Origin of the sequence: Nocardioides sp. Bht2 (genome assembly GCF_047308515.1) — a bacterium.
Taxonomy (GTDB): Bacteria; Actinomycetota; Actinomycetes; order Propionibacteriales; family Nocardioidaceae; genus Nocardioides.
This window is the reverse complement of the sequence record NZ_JBLBWI010000003.1, coordinates 82,763-100,622: the sequence shown is the minus strand read 5'-3', so window position 1 is coordinate 100,622 and position 17,860 is coordinate 82,763. Positions and strand designations below refer to the sequence as shown.

The window sequence follows — 17,860 nt, the reverse complement described above, 5'->3', positions numbered from 1 at the left end:
GACGGACGGGGTTCGAAGTTAGGTTAGGGATGCCTTAGCATCATCGTATGTTTGCAAGGCGAGACTTCCTTCCGGGCTCGGTGGCGGTGGTGACCGGCGCCGGATCAGGTATCGGCGCCACCGTGGCGGCGGCCCTGATCCAGCGCGGACTGGCGGTGGCCCTGCTGGACCGTGACGTCGCCGCGCTGGCCGAGACGGTCGCCCGCTGCGCCCCGGGACAGACCCTGGCCGTGCCGACCGACATCACCGATCCGGAAGCGGTTGCGGCCGCGTTCGCGGCGGCGACCGAGCAGCTCGGGCCGGTCCGGCACGTGGTCGCTGCCGCCGGCGTGCTCCGGCCCGCGCCGTTGACCGAGATCGATCCGCTCGACTGGGCGATCAGCTGGCAGGTCAACGTGGGCGGCGTTCTGCACGTGCTCCAGGAGTCGGCCCGGCGCCTGCCGGAAGGCGGCTCGGTGGTCGTGGTCAGCTCGAACGCCGCCGTCGTGCCGCGGATCGGGATGGCGAGCTATGCGGCCTCCAAGGCAGCTGCGGCCGCGTTGACCCGGGTGGCCGGGCTGGAGCTCGCCGAGCACGGCATCCGCTGCAACCTGGTCGCTCCCGGCACCACGGCGACGCCGATGCTTGCCGCGCTCTGGCCCGACCCGGCCGCCGCCGAGGCGCAGGCCCTGGCCGGTGAACCGGCCAAACATCGCCTCGGTATCCCGTTGGGTCGGATCGCCGACCCCGAAGACATCGCCGACTCCGTGCTCTACCTGCTCTCGGACCAGGCCCGCCACATCACCCTGCAACAGCTCGTCGTCGACGGAGGAGCAACTCTGTGAACATCTTCACCAGTGGTCACCAGGCCGTGATCGGGCATGGGATCCGCGAGGTCTATCCGACCGGATCCGCGCGCGACGCCGGTTGGGCCGAGGCAGTACTCGAGGCAGCCGCCTACTCCCAGGTCCGCGCACACTGCGCGCTGAGCTTCGTCCCGGGGGGCGAGGGGGTGGCGGTGCTGCCCGAGCTCAGTGAAGTGGTGCCCTACGACCAGATCGAGATCGCCGACGTCGCCGGACTGGCCGGGGTCGAGGTGACGCCGGTCCCGGCGCCCGCCGACTATGCCGCGATGGTCCGGGCGGCCCTGGAGCGGATCGAGGCGGGCGAGGTCGAGAAGGTCGTGCTGGGGCGTCAGCTCCAGGTCCGAGCGCCCGGTCTGCGGCCCGAGCACCTGCTCCGTCCGCTGCTGGACGATCGGCCAGGCGAGTACGTCTTCTCGCAGACGGTGACCGGGGGCGAGGTCGCGGTCGGGGCCAGTCCTGAGCTCCTGGTCCGCCGCGTCGGCACGGCGGTCTCCTCGGTGCCGTTGGCCGGTTCGGTGCCCCGCGCGGCCGATCCGGACGAGGACCGGCGGCGAGCCGAGGAACTCCTCCGGTCGGCGAAGGACCTGGCCGAGCACGCCCACGTCGTCGAGGCGATCACGGCGGCACTTGCGCCGCTCTGCGGCGAGCTCGACTGGCCACGCACCCCGATCCTGCACCGGACCGACACGCTGTGGCACCTGGCCACGCCGATCCACGGCCGCCTGCTGGCCGACCGGCCACTGCCGTCGGCTCTGGAACTCGCTCAGTTGCTGCACCCGACCCCGGCGGTCGGCGGCGTCCCGGCGGCGCGGGCAGCGGCGTTGATCGCCGAACTGGAGCCCACGCCCCGTGGCTACCTGGCCGGTTGCGTCGGCTGGCTCGACGGGGCCGGTGACGGCGAGTTCGCGGTCACGATCCGGGCCGGGATCGTCGGCCACGACGAGCTCCAGCTCTTCGCGGGGGCGGGCATCGTCGCCGGTTCGGTGCCGGACTCCGAGGTCCGCGAGACCGGCGCGAAGCTCTCGACGATGCTCCGTGCCCTCGAGCGCAGCCCCGCCGGAGCACTGCGATGACCCGCGCCGCTCTGCCCACGAGCACCACCTGGCCCGAGGAGTTCCGCCGGCGCTACCGCGACGCCGGATACTGGACCGACGAGACCCTGGCCTCCTTCGTCAGCGAGAGGGTCCAGCGGTTCGCCGAACGGCCCGCGGTCCAAGGGATCGACGGCACCGGCAGCTGGCAGCGGTGGAGCTACCGCGAGCTCGGTGCCGCGGCCGAGAGCGCTGCCACCTGGCTCCGGGCTCACGGGGTGGAGCCCGGCGACCGGGTGGTACTTCACCTGCCCAACACGGTGGAGCTGATCGCGGTTCTCTGCGGCAGCTTCACCCTGGGTGCGGTGCCGGTACTGGGCCTGCCCAGCCATCGCGAGCTGGAGCTGGCCCAGTTCACCCGGCTCGCCGACGCCGCTGCGGTCATCGGGATGCCGGGAGGTCAGCAGGGTGTCGCTGACGCGGGCGAGCTGGCCGAACTGCACTCCCGCGTCGGCGCACGACTGCGGGCCGACGGCGCTGTGCTCCCGGTCTTCCTCGACGCCGCCGAACTGCCGCTCGGCCGCCCGGTGGGGGAGCTTTCACCGGTGCTGTCGGATGCCGAGCAGGTCGGCCTGTTGCAGCTCTCCGGTGGCACCACGGGGGTCCCGAAGTTGATCCCGCGGACGCACGCCGACTATCTGTACTCGGTCCGGGAGTCGGCCACCATCTGTGAGTTGAACAGCGAATCGGTGCTGCTGGTGGCGCTCCCGGCGGTCCACAATTTCGCGCTCAGCTCGCCCGGCATCCTCGGAGCGTTCCAGGTGGGGGCCAGCGTCGTGCTGGCCCCAGACCCCAGCCCACGTACGGCTTTCGGCCTGATCGCACGGGAGCGGATCACCTTCGCCTCCCTGGTCCCGCCGTTGGCCCAGGCCTGGGTGGCTGCCCAGCGACGACGTCCGGCCGATCTGACCAGCCTGGCCGTCGTCCAGGTGGGTGGTGCCAAGTTGGCACCAAGTGTCGCCGAGGAGATCGAGCCGGTGCTCGGCGTCCGGTTGCAACAGGTCTTCGGGATGGCCGAGGGGCTGGTCAACTACACGCGCTTCACCGACGACGAGGCCACCCGTCACACCAGCCAGGGCAGACCGATCAGCGCGGCGGACGAGATCCTGATCGTCGACGCCGACGACCAGCCGGTGCCACCCGGCGCCGAGGGCGCGCTGCTGACTCGGGGCCCGTACACGATCCGGGGCTACCTGCGACCGACGCCGGAGGCCGAGGCGTCCTTCACCACCGACGGCTTCTACCGGACCGGGGACCGGGTCCGGCAGTTGCCGAGCGGGCACCTGATCGTGACCGGCCGGGACAAGGACCAGATCAACCGGGCCGGCGAGAAGATCGCCGTCGACGAGATCGAAGAGGCCGCGCTCGTCCACCCGGCCATCCACGATGCGTTGGCGATCGGGGAAGCAGACCCCTATCTGGGCGAGCGGATCTGCCTGTTGGTGGTCCTCGTCCCCGGCGCCGCCGAGCCCGCCGACCTGCGCGACCACCTCCGTTCGCGGGGGCTTGCCGAGTTCAAGCTGCCCGACCGCGTCGTCTGCTGTGCCACCTTCCCCACCACCGCGGTCGGCAAGAACAGCCGCCGCGCGCTGCGCAGGTTCCTTGCGGAGCAGGGCGTCGAGCCTGCTGCCGCCCCACCCGTTCTCTCCACCACCGCTTCGGAGGCGTGATGCTGCCCCAGACCGTCGAGTACACCTTCACCCTGCCCACCCACTCCGCCCCCGAGGCGCGGGTCGGCTGGCACCTGGAACCCACGCGTTCCGCCTTGCTGGTGCACGACATGCAGGCCTACTTCGCCCGGATCTACGGCACCGGATGCCCGGCGTTCAACCAGGCGATCGACCGGACCGCCGCGCTGATCGCGGCCGCGCGCAGCGCTGGGGTTCCGGTCTTCTACACCGCACAGCCGGGCGACCAGGACCCGCAAGACCGTGGTCTGTTGACCGATATGTGGGGGACCGGCATCCAGGACCGTGCCGAGCAGACCCAGATCCTGGCGCCGCTCGCGCCGCGCGACGGCGACCAGGTGCTGGTCAAGCACCGCTACAGCGCCTTCGCCCGCAGCGACTTCGCGCAGCGGCTCGCCGACGCCGGACGCAACCAGCTGGTGATCGTCGGCATCTACGCCCACATCGGTGTCGCCACCACCGCGACCGATGCGTTCATGCAGGACATCGCCCCGTTCGTGGTCGCCGATGCCGTCGCCGACTTCAGCCTCGCCGACCATCAGCGGGCCCTGCACACGGTGGCCCGCACCAGCGGCATGGTGCTCAGCACCGATGAGGTGCTGGCCCGGTGGCGCGACGCATCGGCTGCGACGGGGGCGCTCGAGGCGAGCGCCGAGCTGCGCCTCGACCTTGCCGAGCTGCTCGGCGACGTCGAGCTGGTCGAGCGCGCCGTCACCGACCCGGCCAGCGACCTCTTCGAGTTGGGGCTCGACTCGTTGCGGGCCTTCGAACTCCTCGACCGGTTGGCCGATCGCGGCGTCGAGATCGACTACGCCGACTTCGTTCAACAGGCGACGGTGGAGCACCTGATCGCGGCCTCATCGTTGGTGACGGCGAGGTGACCAGCGCCCCCGAGGACGCGGGCTGGCTCCCGCTGACGGCGGCGCAGCGCGGCCTCTGGTTCGCCCATTCGCTCCGACCCGAGAACCCGAGCCTGACCACCGCCGAGGTGGTCGAGGTGGAGGGTGAGATCGACGTTGCCGCCTTGCAGCGTTCGCATCTGCGCGCCTACGCCGAGTTCGAGCAGCTCCGCGTCGAGGTCGGTCTCGGGCCGGACGGCCCGCAGCAGCGGGTCCGCACCGTGCTGCCTCAGCCGCCGGCCCTGGTCGATCTCAGCGCGCAGCAGGATCCCGCTGCCGCGGCACGGAGTTGGTTGGCGCAGCGGATGGCGGTGCCGTTCGGGCTCGAGGGTGAGTTGGTCGGCTCCGCGGTGCTCAGACTGGGCGCGGATCGACACTGGTGGTTCCATGCCGCGCACCACCTGGTCATCGACGGCACCGGTGCCCAGCACCTGCTCCGCCGGATCGCCGAGCTCTATGCCGCCGAGGTCGCCGGCCTGGCCGCGGCACCGAGCGCGGCACCGAGCCTGGCTGCGCTGGTCGCCGACGAGGCGCTCCAGGACGACGAACTGCTGGACGGGCAGCGGGCGCAGTGGCGCGCGCTACTCGGTGGCGGTGACGAGGCGACCGCGCCGGGTGGTGTCGCCGGCGAGCCGGCGCCGGCTGCGCGGCGGGTTCAGGTCGACCTCGATCCCGAGCTGGTGCGGGCCCTGGTCGTCCGGGCTCGTGAGCTGCGGATGCCTTGGCCGGACCTGGCGACGGTCGCTGTCGGTACCTACCTGGCCAGGATGGGCGGAGGTACCGGGACGCGGATCGGCGTGCCGCTGATGAACCGGACCCGCCCGGGCCGGGCACCGGGGCCGGCAGCGCGGACCGTCTGCACGGCGGTCAACGTCCTGCCGGTACGGGTGTTGGCACGTGGCCGGGTCGCCGAGGTGGTGGGCACCGTCAGCGCGGAGCTGGCCTTCGCCCGGGCCAACTCCCGGCTCCGGTTCGAGGAGCTGACCCGGATGGTCGGCGAGAACGGTGAACGGCTCTACGGCGCCCAGGTGAATGTGCTGCCGTTCGCGGACGCGTTGCCCCTCGGCGAAAGCGCCGGCCGGGTGCGGAACCTCAGCGCCGGACCGGTCGACGACCTGACCGTCTGCCTGCGCGGCAACGCGGCGCGCGGCCGCGTCTCTCTGGAGATCGACGCCCACCCCCGGCTCTGGGACGAGCGGGCCGTGGCCGGCCACCTGGCCCGGCTGCCGAGGTGGCTCGCCACTTTCCTACACGCCGACGACGAGGTCGAGGTCGCCACCCTGGAGCTGCTGACCCCGGCCGAACGCGCTGAGCTCGACGGATTCAACGACACCTCTCGCGCGCTGCCCTATCGGAGCCTCCCGCAAGCGTTCGCCGACCAGGTCGCGCTGACCCCCGAGGCGACCGCGCTGCGGTTCGGCGAGGAGGAGCGGAGCTATCGCGAGCTGGCCCAGCGGGCCGGGGAGCTCGCCGACGCGCTGCGTGCTGGGGGAGTCGAGGCCGGTGAGCCGGTCGGGATCGCGTTGCATCGTGGGTTCGCGCTCTACGAGGCGCTCTACGCCGTCCAGGCGCTGGGGGCGGTCTATCTGCCGATCGAGCCGGGGCTGCCCCCGGCCCGGGTCGAGGGGATGGTGGCCGATGCGGGTGCCCGCTGGGTGCTGAGCGACGCCGAGATCGCGCCCACCCTCCCACCAGGGTTGGCGGTCCTCGACGTCGATCAGGTCCCGACCGGAGACTCGGCACCGGTCGGTGCCGTCCGGGAGCTGGCCGAGGAGGCTCCCGCCTACGTGCTCTTCACCTCCGGGTCGACCGGACGGCCCAAGGGCGTCGAGGTCGGGCATGCGGCGATCGACAACCGGCTGGCGTGGATGCAGCACCAGATCGAGCTGACGCCGGGCAGCCGGGTGCTGCACAAGACTCCGATCTCGTTCGACGTCTCGATCTGGGAGCTCTTCTGGCCGCTCCAGGTCGGTGCCAGCGTCGTGATCGCGGCGCCCGACGACCATCGCGATCCACGAGCCCTCGCCCGGACCCTGGTGGAGCAGCGGATCGACGTCGTCCACTTCGTCCCCTCGATGCTCCGCGCCCTGTTGGCCGACCCGGTCGCCCGCCGGATCGCGACCGGCGCGCGGTTGCAGGCGTTGGTCTGTAGCGGTGAGGCGCTGGCGCCGGACCTCGCCGCCGACGCTGCCGCCGTCTTCGGGGTCGGGGTCACCAACCTCTACGGCCCGACCGAGGCCGCGGTCGACGTGACCTGCTGGGAGTGCCCGGCCACCGCCGACGAGGTGCCGATCGGTGGACCGATCTGGAACACCCGCTGCTACGTGCTGGACGCCGAACAGCGGCCGGTACCGATCGGCGTCCCCGGCGAGCTCTACCTGGCCGGGGTGCAGTTGGCGACCCGTTACGTCGGCGCACCGGAGCTCACCGCACGCGCCTTCGTGACCGATCCGGTGACCGGCGAACGGATGTACCGCACGGGGGACCTGGCCAGCTGGCGCGCCGACGGCGTCCTCCGCTACCTCGGCCGGATCGACCACCAGGTGAAGGTGCGCGGCCAACGGATCGAACTGGCCGAGGTGGAGGCCACGTTGCTGGACCACCCGGAGGTCGTCGATGCGGTGGCGGCTGCGGTCGGTGAGCCAGAGCGCCTGGTGGCCTGGATCGTGCCGGCGGCGCCCCTTGCTGATCCCGCGGCTTTCTCCCAAGCACTCCGAGAGGAGTTGCGGAAACGGCTCACCTCGGCGATGGTGCCGACCCAGATCGGGACGGTCGACGTGCTTCCGTTGACCGTCAGCGGGAAGACCGACCGCAAGGCGGTGGCCCGCTGGGCCTTGCCTGTCGGCGACGGTCGGGGCGCTGCGCCGCAGAGCCTGCTGGCCGAGCAGTTCGCTGCCTTGATGGGCGAGGTGCTCGGGGGCGGCCCGCTGGCGGCAGACGCCGACTTCTTCGACCACGGTGGCGACTCGCTGCGTGCGCTGCAGGTGGTCGCCCTCGCCGAGGATCGGTGGGGAGCTGAGCTCGGGGTCGCCGACCTCTTCACGGCACCGACACCCGCTGCATTGGCGGAACGGATCTCGGCCGGAGCGGCCGGAGGCAGCGACGTCGGCGACCTGCTGGCGCTGCGTGGCGGGGACGGCGTCCCGCTCTTCGCCTTGCCACCGGCGGGCGGCCTGGGCTGGTGCTACAGCGGTCTGCTCCGATCACTGCCCAGCGATCAGCCGCTCTGGGCGGTGCAGACGCCGGGGCTTGCCGACGGCGCCCCGGAACCGGTCGCGGACCTGCAGGCCCTCGCTCGTCGGCAGCTGGCCGCGATCCGTTCGGTGGTCGGCTCCGGCCCGTTCCACCTGGTGGGGTGGTCGGTCGGCGGGATGGCCGCCCATGAGGTGGCGACGCTGGCTCGGGCCGAGGGCCAGGAGGTCGGGGTGGTCGCCCTGCTGGACGCCTACCCGGCCGACCAGTGGCACGCCTTGGGCGAGCCGGACGAACAGGAGGCACTTCGCGGCCTGCTCCGGATGGCCGGGGCCGAGGACCGGGTCGCCGACGACGTCGAGCTGAGTCGTGCCGAGCTGGTCGAGATCCTGGCGGGCACCGGCAGTGCGCTGGCTGCCCTGCCCGAGCAGGTGCTGGCCGGCTGCCTGGCCTCGGTGATCGACTCCGCGCGGCTGGTGCGTACCTCACAGCAGAGTGTGGGCAGCCACCGCGTGCTGCTCTTCGCCGCGACCGCGCCGCGTCCCGAGAGCTGGTTGGAGCCCACCGGGTGGCGGCGGTTGGCGGGTGAGCTGCAGGTGCACGAGATCGCGACCACGCACGGGGAGTTGGTCCGCGCGCCCGCGATCGACGAGGTGGGCCGGGTGCTGGCCGAGCTGTTGACGGCGAGCCCGGTCCTGGCGGTGCGGTGAGGCTGCTCGGCGCCTGGGGCGGCTCGCAATGGCTGCTCCGGTTGGGCTGGGCGGAGCCGGGCGACGCCGCTCGGCGCGACGAACTCTCCGCCAGTGAGCAGGAGCGTGCGGCGGCGCTGGTCTCCGCGGCGGATCGCGCCGCCTACGTGGCGGCGCACCTGCTGGCGCGCGACTGCGCGCGGGCGTTCCTCGGATCGGCGGAGTTGGGGGAGTGGCAGCAACGGTGCGCCACCTGTACCGGCGATCGCGGCCGACTCCATGGACGTCCATCGTTCTCGGCCCGGCCGGAGCTCGCGGTGAGCCTGGCCCACAGCGGCCACGCGGTCGCGGCCCTGGTCGGCACCGCGCCATGCGGGGTCGACGTCGAGGTGGACCGGCGGATCGCCCTGCCTCGGCGGATGCTGAGCGACGCCGAGAACGCCTGGCTGGCGCAGAGCCCCGCGCCACAACGAGATCTGCTCCGGCTCTGGTGTCGCAAGGAGGCGCTTCTCAAGGCCGCGGGTGGTGACGACCCGGCCGGGATCGGAGTGCTCGACCCCACCGGGCCGCTCGACGTCATCGGTGACTACCGCCTGGTCGAATTCCCTTGGCCGGACGGCGTGCTGGTGGCGGCGCTCGGTGACTCAGGTCGACGCTGAGCGCCGGGTAGGCTCGCGCCGGGCCGACTGAGGAGACGAGACGTGCGGGCAATGGGCAGTGACCGGGCGCGGGAGACCGTGCGCCGGCTGAGGTTCAACATCAGTAGCGGCGCCTGGCCGGTGAACAGCAAGATCCCGAACGAGGCGGAGCTGGCCGCCGAGTTCAACGTCGGGCGGAGCACGATCCGGGAGGCGGTGCGGTCGCTCGCCAATCTCGGCATGTTGGAGCCGGCTCCGGGGCGGGGCACCTTCGTCCGGTCGCGGACGCCGGTCAGCAGGGTGCTGGCCGACTTCGCGGCGGACCATGAACTCGCCGATCTGCTTCAGGTCCGCCGGGCGATCGAGGTCGAGGCGGCGCGCTCGGCGGCCGCAGCGGGGGCCGACGTCAGCAAGCTCCGCGAGGCCCATGAGCGCGATCTGGCCGGCTCCGATGTCGAGCGCGGCCATATGCCGGGCCAGTTCCATGCGCTGTTGGTGTCGCTGGCCGGCAACTCGTTGCTCGACGATCTCTATGTGGGGCTGATGGTTCCGGTCCGGGCCGCGATCGTCAGCGGTCGGCTGGTCGGGATCGCCGACGACGCCGCGCGCCAGCACGATCACTCGGCCGTCCTGGACGCGATCGAGGCCGGTGACGCCGACGCGGCGGCTGCCGCTGCGGGCAAGCACGCGGACCGGGACCTCACCTCTCCCTGATCACCGGGCTTCGTTGGTCGAGCTTGTCGAGACCTCGTTCGTTGATCTCGACAGGCTCGATCGCCGGGTTTCGTTGGTCGAGCTTGTCGAGACCTCGTTCGTTGATCTCGGCAGGCTCGATCGCCGGGTTTCGTTGATCTCGGCAGGCTCGATCGTCGGCACGCCCGAGGTATGGGAAGGCTTGGCTACGGAACATCCGCTGAATGTTAGGATCACCTAAGTCCTGACCTTCCGCCGATGATCCGAGGTCCCTTCACCATGCACGCGAAGCTCCGGGTGGCGCTCAGCATCACCCTCGCCGGCCTCTGTCTCCTGGCGGGCTGTGGCAACTCCGAGACCACCGCCACCGTCGACGGCGCCAGCCGCACCGTGACCGATGTCGAGGGCAGGTCGGTCGAGGTTCCCGCGGAACCGAAGCGGATCGTGGTGCTCAGCGAGCCGACCCTCGACGGCGTCCTGGCGCTCGGTGTCACGCCGATCGGCGCGGTGACCGGTCGTGGCCAGAGCACCCTGCCGCACTACATCAACGACCTGGCCGGGGAGATCCCGCTGCTCGGCGGCATCGCCGCGCCCAACTTCGAGTTGATCGGCAAGGCGGACCCCGACCTGATCCTGGTCGACGGCACCTCGATCAACAACAACGCCGAGCAGTTGAAGCTGCTGGCCGCGATCGCGCCGACCGTCAACGTCGGTCTGGCCGGCGGCGACTGGCGCGACACCTTCACCCGGGTCGCCGACGCACTGAACAGGGTGGATCAGGGCGCCGAGGTGATCGCCGCCTATGACCAGCAGGTCGCCGACGCCGCGGCGTCGCTGAAGGGCTACGACGAGCAGACCTTCTCCGTGGTCCGCTGGCAGGGCGGATCCGCGGCGATGATCCTCAACGAGCTTCCGGCGGGCCAGGCGCTTACCGATCTCGGGTTGCGACGCCCTGCCGCCCAGGACCGGCGCGGCCGGGGCCACAGCGAGCCGGTGCCGCTGGAACGGCTCGCCGAGATCGACGGCGACTGGATGTTCTTCGGCACCCTGGGTGGATCGTCGGTCGGCAACCAGAACGCCGGCGGGACGGCCGACACCTCGGGAGCGGAGAAGGCGTACCGCGAGGCGGTGGAGGTGCCAGGTTTCGAGAAGCTCTCCGCCTACCGCTCCGGCCAGGTGGTCCTGGTCGACGGCTCCCTGTGGACCAGCACCGGCGGTCCGGTGCTGATGCAGCGCCTGGTCGCTGACATCGTCAAGGCGCTCGGCTGATGCGCCGCCTGAGTGCAGCACCGTTCCTCGCGCTGACGCTGCTGCTGGTCACCGTTTCCCTCGGGGCCTGGACGAGCACCGCCACGGCCGCCGTCGACGAGCCCGCCTGGGCACACGAGACCGTCCGGGCCGGTGAGGCGGTGGCGTGGGTCGAGCAGGCGGTCTCCACCGACTCCGGCGCCACCTTGCGGCTCCGCGGCACCGGCTGGACGACGACCACCGGGTCGTCGTCCACGGTGGCGATCAAGCTGAACAAGGCGCCCACCGCACAGCACGCCCGGAGCGGCGCCGGTGTGGTGGCACATCCGAGCGCCAGCGGCGACACCACGATCTGGGTGCTGCTGGCACCCGGTGGCGGCGCCCACCCCAACGTGCGGGCGATGCAGCAGGGCGGCGAGTTCGACATCTCGATCGACCTGCCGGCCGGGCTCAGCGCCGGTGACTACCTCGCAGTGCAGTTCCAGAGCGGGCGGTTCGACGACACCGACCGGCAGCGTTCGGTCGCCAGCGCTCCGTTGGTGGTCGGCGGTACGCCGTGGACCGGCGGCGGTGAGCCGGAGCCCGGTGTGGTCTGCGATCCCCAGGGCGCGGCGGCGTCGGTGACGATCGTCGACGACCAGGTCCAGATCGGCGGTTCGCTGCAGCTCCGCGGAGCCGGCTGGTGCCACCCGACCAACGGCGGCAGCGTGATCGGCGTCAAGATCGACGAGGGCGCCTACGAGCACCTGACCACCGGACTGCACACCAACAAGACGATCTGGGCGATCATCGAAGCCGAGGACGACGGCACCTTCGACATCGCCATGCCGCTGCCGGACGGTACCGCCGCCACTTCGAAGCCGGCGATGGTCAGCGGCGCCCATTCGCTGCGGTTGCTGACCGGTTCGTTGAAGGCCGGCGACACCGGCCGCACCTTGAAGAGCGCCGACTTCACCGTCGGTGCCTACCGGCCGACCGTGGCCCCCGACCCGGTCGAGGCGACCGAGCAGTTGACCTCGGCGACCCGCGGTGGCCTGGTGGTCCGGCAGAGCACGAGCGGCATCAGCGTGCAGCTTCCGGCGGCCGACCGCCCCCAATGGGCCTTCCTCACGGTCTACGCGGCCGATGGATCGCCGCGCTACCCCTGGGCGTCATGGATCCAGGTCCCGGCCTCGGGCACCCTGCAGGCGAGCCTGAAGGGCGTCACCCTGCCGGAAGGGCGTCCGCGCCTGGTGGTGCAGCGGGGCGACCGGGGCCGGGTCGGTGAACTGGTCGGCTGGGCCCGGCTGGTCGGGCCGAAGCCGACGAGCGAGAAGCCCGGCAAGGAGAAGGACCCGGAGTCGAAGAACGGCACCGACACTCCGGTGAAGCCGAGCCCGTCGGCTCCCGCCTCGCCCACCGTGGCATCGGTTCCGCAGGTCGTCGATGCGCCGCAGCAGCCCGTCGCCCCGGCCCCGGCGCTGCCCAGTGAGGATCAGGTGCTGGCCGCCCTGGCCGAGCCGGTCGCCTCCAGCCGCTCCGGCTCCGCCCTGCGACTCACCGTCCCCGACGGCAAGCCGGGCGAGCAGTACTTCGTCGCCGTCTACAACCCGCCGACGGCGATCGGTTGGGTAGAGCTCGACGCCGATGGCCGGTTCCGGATCGACGTCTCCGCGCTCCAGGGCGCCTCGCACCGGATCGTGGTGCTCGACGCCACCGGCAAGCCGGTGTCCTGGACCTGGAGTTCGATCCCGCCGCGGACCTCGGTGATCGCCGAGGAACTCACCGCCGCGCCCGCGCCGGTGGCCGGACCGGCCCAGGCGTCGGCAGCCGACGAGCGCGACCCGATCGGCGAATCCGATCTCTGGTTGGTGATCGCCGGCCTGGTCGGCCTGCTCGGAGCTGTGCTGTGGACCCGTCGTGGTGTGAAGGGAGCTTGAGGATGAACGCATTCGGACGAGCCGTGGTGATCGGGGTCCTCGGGCTCCTGCTCGGCCTCTTCGCCGCACCTCTCGGCGCTGTTCAAGCGATCCCGGACGACGGCGCCGGGGCGAACACGCCGGGCACCGCGTCGTCGGTCGCACCGCGGGCCGTGCGCGCCGGTGACACCCTGAGCTTCACCCTCTCCGGCTTTCCGGCCGGCGAGACGGTCTACCTCAAGATCGACGACGGCCAGAGTTGCAGCGCCGCCGCCGTACACGGCGCCTGCGTCCAGCACCTGCAACGGATCTCGGCCCGCGGCACGGTCAGCGGCTCCTTCACGTTGCCTGCCGATCTCAAGCCGGGCAAGCACTGGCTGCGGTTCCTGGCCAGTGCCGAGGTCCGCGACGCGGCCGGTGGCTACCAGGGCATCAAGGGCTACACCAACCGGAGCCCCGACTTCACAGTGACGGCGGGCGCGGCGTCCCAGCCCGGGACGACCACCTCGCCGGGCAGCAACCAGTCCAGCACCGATCCGGGGGCCACGGGCACCGACGACGGCACGTCGACAGGGACCTCGACGGGTACCTCCACGGGGACCGACACGGGTGTGCAGAGCGCCGGCAGGGAGAAAGCCCTGATCGCGCCGTCGATGCCGGTCGTCGGATCCGGGGCGACGCCGGACGACAACCCGGCCGAGACGACCAGCGACTCCGCGGCTGTTCCCCAACAGGCCGCGGCGGCGTCGGTCGAGCCAGCGGCGGGACGCTTCCCCTACCTGGGGGCCGGGGTCCTGGCGCTCTGCCTGCTCGCTGCGGCGTGGCTGCTGGTCCGCGGTCGCCGGGTAACCGTCGGTGGCTGAACGCGCCCGTACCCCGCTGGTCCTCACCCTCGCTCTGCTGGCGCTGCTGGTCGCTGTCCTGGTCAGCCTCAGTTTCGGCTCCAGTCAGCTGCCGCTCAGCCGGGTGTGGACGCTGCTGCTCTCCGGTGACGACAGCCTGGACTCCGACATCCTGCGCAACGAGCGGTTGCCACGGACGCTGTTGGCGATCGTGGTCGGGATCGGTCTCGCACTCGGTGGCCTGCTGATGCAGACGCTGACCCGGAACCCGTTGGCCGACCCCGGCATCCTCGGCGTCAACGCCGGCGCCTCGTTCGCGGTGGTGCTGGGGGTGGCGCTCTTCGGAGTGGTCTCGATCTGGGGCTACGTCTGGTTCGCGCTGCTCGGCGCCGCTCTCGCCGCGGTGGTGGTCCACCTGATCGGGGCCAGCGGCGGCCCCGGTATGGCGACGCGGGTGGTGCTGGCCGGAGTCGCGGTCAGCGCCGTGCTGACCTCCTTCACCCAGGGCGTGGTGCTCGCCGACCGCGAGGCCTTCAACGAGTTCCGGTTCTGGGTGGCCGGTTCGCTGGAAGGACGCGGCTGGCCGGTGCTCGCCTGCGTCAGCGCCTTCATCGCGGTCGGTGTCGTCCTGGCCCGGATCGCCGCGCCGGGGTTGGACGCCTTGGCGCTGGGGGAGGAGACCGGCCGTGGGCTGGGGGTCGACGTCCGCCGGACCCGGGCCCTGGGGATGGTGGCGATCACCGTGCTCTGTGGCGCTGCGACCGCTGCTGTGGGGCCGATCCTCTTCGTGGGACTGGCAGTGCCCTTCGCGGCCCGGGCGCTGGTCGGCCATGACCAGCGTCGGCTGATCGCGCTCTGCGCGCTGCTCGGTCCGATCTGGATGTTGAGCGCCGACGTGTTGGCCCGGTTGATCGTGCCCGGCCAGGAGATCCAGACCGGCGTGGTGGCCGCGCTGGCAGGGGCGCCGGTCTTCGTCGCCCTGGTCCGTCGTCGAAGGATCCCCGCGCTATGAGTGGTCTCGCCCCCGACCGTCGTTTCGTCGTCCTCGGCCCGGCGACGCGCCAGTTCCGGCTGCCGCGTCGCGGCCTGACGGTGAGCCTGCTGTTGCTGCTCGGGATCGCCGGCCTGAGTGCCTGGGCCCTGCTCACCGGCGACTATCCGGTCAGCTTCTCGCAGGTACTTGCGTCGTTCGCCGGGACCGCTGAGGACCCGCTGGGCGCCTACTTCGTGACCGAGGTGCGGGCGCCGCGGGTGGTCGCCGCCCTGGTGGTCGGTGCCGCGCTCGGCCTCTCCGGCTCGATCTTCCAGGTGGTCTCCGGCAACCCGCTCGGCAGCCCCGACATCATCGGCTTCACCACCGGTGCCGCCAGCGGCGCGCTGCTCAGCATCGTCATCCTCGACGGCGGCCCGGCGGTGATCGCGACCGGCGCGATCCTCGGTGGGCTCGGCACCGCCGTCCTGGTCTACGGCCTGGCCAGCCATCACCGCACGGTGGCGCCGTACCGGTTGGTGTTGGTCGGAATCGGCATCGGAGCCGGGCTGGCTGCGCTGAACGCGCTGCTTCTGGTCCGTGCCTCGTTGACCGCCGCCCAGACCGCGGCGCAGTGGCTGGCCGGCTCGTTGAACGCGATGACCTGGCCGCGGGTCGAGTTGATGATCGGCGCGCTGGTGCTGCTCTCGATCGCCACCCTCGCGATCGCCAGACCCCTGCACCTGTTGGCGATCGGCGACGACGTCGCGCGCGGCAACGGCGTCGAGGTGCACCGGGTCCGGCTGCTCGCCGTGCTGATCGGCGTCGCGCTGATGGCGACCGCCACGGCCACCGCCGGGCCGATCGCGTTCGTCGCCCTGGCAGCACCGCAGATCGCTCGTCGGCTGACCGGTGTCGCGGTGCCGCCGCTGATCGCCTCCGCGCTGACCGGTGCCTTCCTGGTCCTGGTGAGCGACCGGGTCGCGGTCACCGTGATCGCGCCCGACGAGTTGGCGGTCGGCGTCGTCACCGGCGCGGTGGGCGGTGCGTATCTCGTGGTCCTGCTGGTCTCGCAGTGGAGGAGGAAGTGATGGGTGTGACGGCTGCGTTGTCGGCGCATGGCCTGGCGGTCGGCTACCCGGGCCGCCGGGTGATCGAGGGGCTCGATGTGGAGATCGTGCCCGGCCAGTTGACGGTGATCGTGGGACCGAACGCGTGCGGCAAGTCGACCCTGTTGCGGACGATGGCCCGGATGCTGAACCCGGAGCAGGGCGAGGTCCGCCTGCACGGCACGCCGGTGACCTCGATGGGGTCGCGGCAGGTGGCTCGCCAGTTGGCGGTGCTGCCGCAGAGCCCGTCGGCGCCCGACGGCATGGTGGTTCGGGACCTGGTCGCCCGCGGACGGTATCCGCACCAGCGGCTGCTCAAGCCCTGGTCACGCGACGACGACGCCGCCGTCGAAGCGGCGATGCGGGCCACCGACGTGGTCGCCTTGGCCGACGCCGATGTCAACGAGCTCTCCGGTGGCCAGCGGCAACGGGTCTGGCTGGCAATGGCGCTGGCCCAGGAGACCGAGGTGCTGCTGCTCGACGAGCCGACCAGCTTCCTCGACATCGCCCACCAGATCGAGGTGCTGGACCTGGGGCGGGCGCTGCAGCGCCAGGGCCGCACCGTGGTGATGGTGCTGCACGAACTCCACCTCGCGTTCCGTTACGCCGACCAGTTGGTGGTGATGAAGGGCGGCCGGATCATGGCGCAGGGGAGCCCCGGCGAGGTGGTCACCGCGGAGCTGATCGAAGAGGTCTACGACCTGCCGTGCCGGATCATCGCCGACCCGGAGACCGGGAGCCCGATGGTCATCCCGTTGGCGGGACGCGGCCGATGATCAGGCGTACCCCGCCCAAGGTGCCCCGGCCGACCCCGGTCCGCCGAGTCACCCATCCCGAGATCGCCGCCCTCGGCGACCCGGCCGCGGCGCAGGCGTTCTACCAGGCGACGGCCGGCCGGCTGCCGCTGGTGGAGACCGTGGACGACGCCACGGTCCGGGTCACCTTCTGCTGGTGGGACCCCGACGCGGTGCGGGTACTGCTCTTCGTCAATCGGCTGACCGACGAGACCCGGTTGGACGACAGTCTGCTCAGTCGGGTCCCGGGCACCGCGCTGTGGCACGCCAGCTATCTGGTGGAGCCGGACTGGCGGGCCTCCTACTGCTTCCTGGCCGAACGTCCGGGCGGCGAGTCGCCGCTGCCCTCGCCCCCCGAACCGTCAGGCATACGCGCCGAACCGTCAGGCATACGCGCCGAACCGTCAGGCATACGCGCCGATCAGATCCGGATCAGGGAGCTGCTGGACCGTGGCGAGGCGGACCCGCACAATCCCGACCACAGTGTGAATCGGGCGGGCATCGAGCAGTCGGTGGCCAGCGGTCCGCACGCGCCTGCGCAGCCCTGGCACCGTAGCCGGGACGGCGTCCGGCCCGGAACCTTCGAGGCCGGTGAGGTCGATGGTCGGCGGGTCTGGTGGTACGCACCGGCGACGCCGGCCGAGCACCCGACGCCGTTGGTGGTGGCGCTCGACGGCGAGGTGTGGACCAGCAGCCACAGCCTGCCGACGATCCTGGACAACCTGATCGCGGACGGGCTGCTGCCTCCGACCCACGCGGTCCTGGTCGACTCCGGTGGTCGCGACCAGCGCTGGCAGGAGTTGGCCGGTGACGACGTCGCGGAGTACGACGCATGGCTGGCCGGGCCGCTGCTGGACGCCGCCCGGGCCCGGCTCCCGGTGAGCGAAAGCGCAGACGAGACCGTGATCGTCGGGCAGAGCCTCGGTGGACTGACCGCGCTCCGGGTCGGTCTCGGCTTCGGTGACCGGTTCGGCCTGGTGGCCAGTCAGTCGGCGTCGTTGTGGCAGGACGACCTCAGCGAGGTTCCGCACCGCGGTCGAGCTCGGATCCATCTGGCGCACGGTGCCCAGGAGTGGGTGCTGGCCCCGGACCACGAGCTGCTCGCCGTCCGATTGCGCGCGGCAGGGCACGAGGTCCTTGCGCCGCGTTACAACGGCGGCCACGACTACGCCTGGTGGCGGGGCGCGGTCGGTGACGCAATCGTTGCCTTGTTGTCGCCTCGCGATGGTTGAATCGGTCGTCGCGACCGGCCTAGTGTCAGGAG

15 protein-coding genes are annotated in these 17,860 nt (G+C 71.8%); all 15 read left to right on the top strand.

The window, feature by feature from the left end:
- Positions 1–47: 47 nt before the first annotated feature.
- The 15 genes from ACLM5J_RS07070 to ACLM5J_RS07000 are packed head-to-tail and all read left to right on the top strand — an operon-like array spanning position 48 to position 17,828.
- Positions 48–824 (top strand): SDR family oxidoreductase, encoded by a 777-nt coding sequence (locus ACLM5J_RS07070; protein WP_413655422.1) that lies wholly within the window; start codon positions 48–50, stop codon positions 822–824.
- Positions 821–1,918, top strand: coding sequence for an isochorismate synthase (locus ACLM5J_RS07065; protein WP_413655420.1), 1,098 nt, complete (start codon positions 821–823; stop codon positions 1,916–1,918). Before ACLM5J_RS07070 ends, ACLM5J_RS07065 begins: the two co-directional genes overlap by 4 nt.
- Entirely contained in the window at positions 1,915–3,606 is a 1,692-nt protein-coding gene (locus ACLM5J_RS07060; RefSeq protein ID WP_413655419.1) for a (2,3-dihydroxybenzoyl)adenylate synthase, read from the top strand. Before ACLM5J_RS07065 ends, ACLM5J_RS07060 begins: the two co-directional genes overlap by 4 nt.
- Entirely contained in the window at positions 3,606–4,505 is a 900-nt protein-coding gene (locus tag ACLM5J_RS07055) for an isochorismatase family protein (protein WP_413655417.1), read from the top strand. Before ACLM5J_RS07060 ends, ACLM5J_RS07055 begins: the two co-directional genes overlap by 1 nt.
- Positions 4,502–8,425 (top strand): amino acid adenylation domain-containing protein, encoded by a 3,924-nt coding sequence (locus tag ACLM5J_RS07050; RefSeq protein WP_413655415.1) that lies wholly within the window; start codon positions 4,502–4,504, stop codon positions 8,423–8,425. Before ACLM5J_RS07055 ends, ACLM5J_RS07050 begins: the two co-directional genes overlap by 4 nt.
- Complete coding sequence (locus ACLM5J_RS07045) at positions 8,422–9,063, top strand: 4'-phosphopantetheinyl transferase family protein (RefSeq protein WP_413655413.1); 642 nt, start codon at positions 8,422–8,424, stop codon at positions 9,061–9,063. The genes ACLM5J_RS07050 and ACLM5J_RS07045 overlap by 4 nt, the downstream gene beginning before the upstream one ends.
- 51 nt (positions 9,064–9,114) lie before the next feature.
- Positions 9,115–9,756, top strand: coding sequence for a FadR/GntR family transcriptional regulator (locus tag ACLM5J_RS07040; protein ID WP_413655609.1), 642 nt, complete (start codon positions 9,115–9,117; stop codon positions 9,754–9,756).
- Positions 9,757–9,769: 13 nt separating this feature from the next.
- Positions 9,770–9,976, top strand: coding sequence for a hypothetical protein (locus ACLM5J_RS07035; protein WP_413655412.1), 207 nt, complete (start codon positions 9,770–9,772; stop codon positions 9,974–9,976).
- A 17-nt stretch (positions 9,977–9,993) separates the two neighbouring features.
- Positions 9,994–11,004: an ABC transporter substrate-binding protein gene (locus ACLM5J_RS07030; RefSeq protein WP_413655410.1), complete on the top strand. Its 1,011-nt coding sequence runs from the start codon at positions 9,994–9,996 to the stop codon at positions 11,002–11,004.
- Positions 11,004–12,902, top strand: a complete 1,899-nt coding sequence (locus ACLM5J_RS07025; RefSeq protein WP_413655408.1) for a hypothetical protein — start codon at positions 11,004–11,006, stop codon at positions 12,900–12,902. Before ACLM5J_RS07030 ends, ACLM5J_RS07025 begins: the two co-directional genes overlap by 1 nt.
- 2 nt (positions 12,903–12,904) lie before the next feature.
- Positions 12,905–13,744, top strand: coding sequence for a hypothetical protein (locus ACLM5J_RS07020; RefSeq protein WP_413655407.1), 840 nt, complete (start codon positions 12,905–12,907; stop codon positions 13,742–13,744).
- Entirely contained in the window at positions 13,737–14,735 is a 999-nt protein-coding gene (locus ACLM5J_RS07015; protein WP_413655405.1) for a FecCD family ABC transporter permease, read from the top strand. Before ACLM5J_RS07020 ends, ACLM5J_RS07015 begins: the two co-directional genes overlap by 8 nt.
- Positions 14,732–15,784, top strand: a complete 1,053-nt coding sequence (locus tag ACLM5J_RS07010) for a FecCD family ABC transporter permease (protein ID WP_413655403.1) — start codon at positions 14,732–14,734, stop codon at positions 15,782–15,784. The genes ACLM5J_RS07015 and ACLM5J_RS07010 overlap by 4 nt, the downstream gene beginning before the upstream one ends.
- Positions 15,784–16,578 (top strand): ABC transporter ATP-binding protein, encoded by a 795-nt coding sequence (locus tag ACLM5J_RS07005; protein WP_413655401.1) that lies wholly within the window; start codon positions 15,784–15,786, stop codon positions 16,576–16,578. The genes ACLM5J_RS07010 and ACLM5J_RS07005 overlap by 1 nt, the downstream gene beginning before the upstream one ends.
- On the top strand, positions 16,575–17,828 hold the full coding sequence (locus tag ACLM5J_RS07000) for an enterochelin esterase domain-containing protein (RefSeq protein ID WP_413655399.1): 1,254 nt from the start codon (positions 16,575–16,577) through the stop codon (positions 17,826–17,828). The genes ACLM5J_RS07005 and ACLM5J_RS07000 overlap by 4 nt, the downstream gene beginning before the upstream one ends.
- The last annotated feature ends 32 nt before the right edge of the window (positions 17,829–17,860 follow it).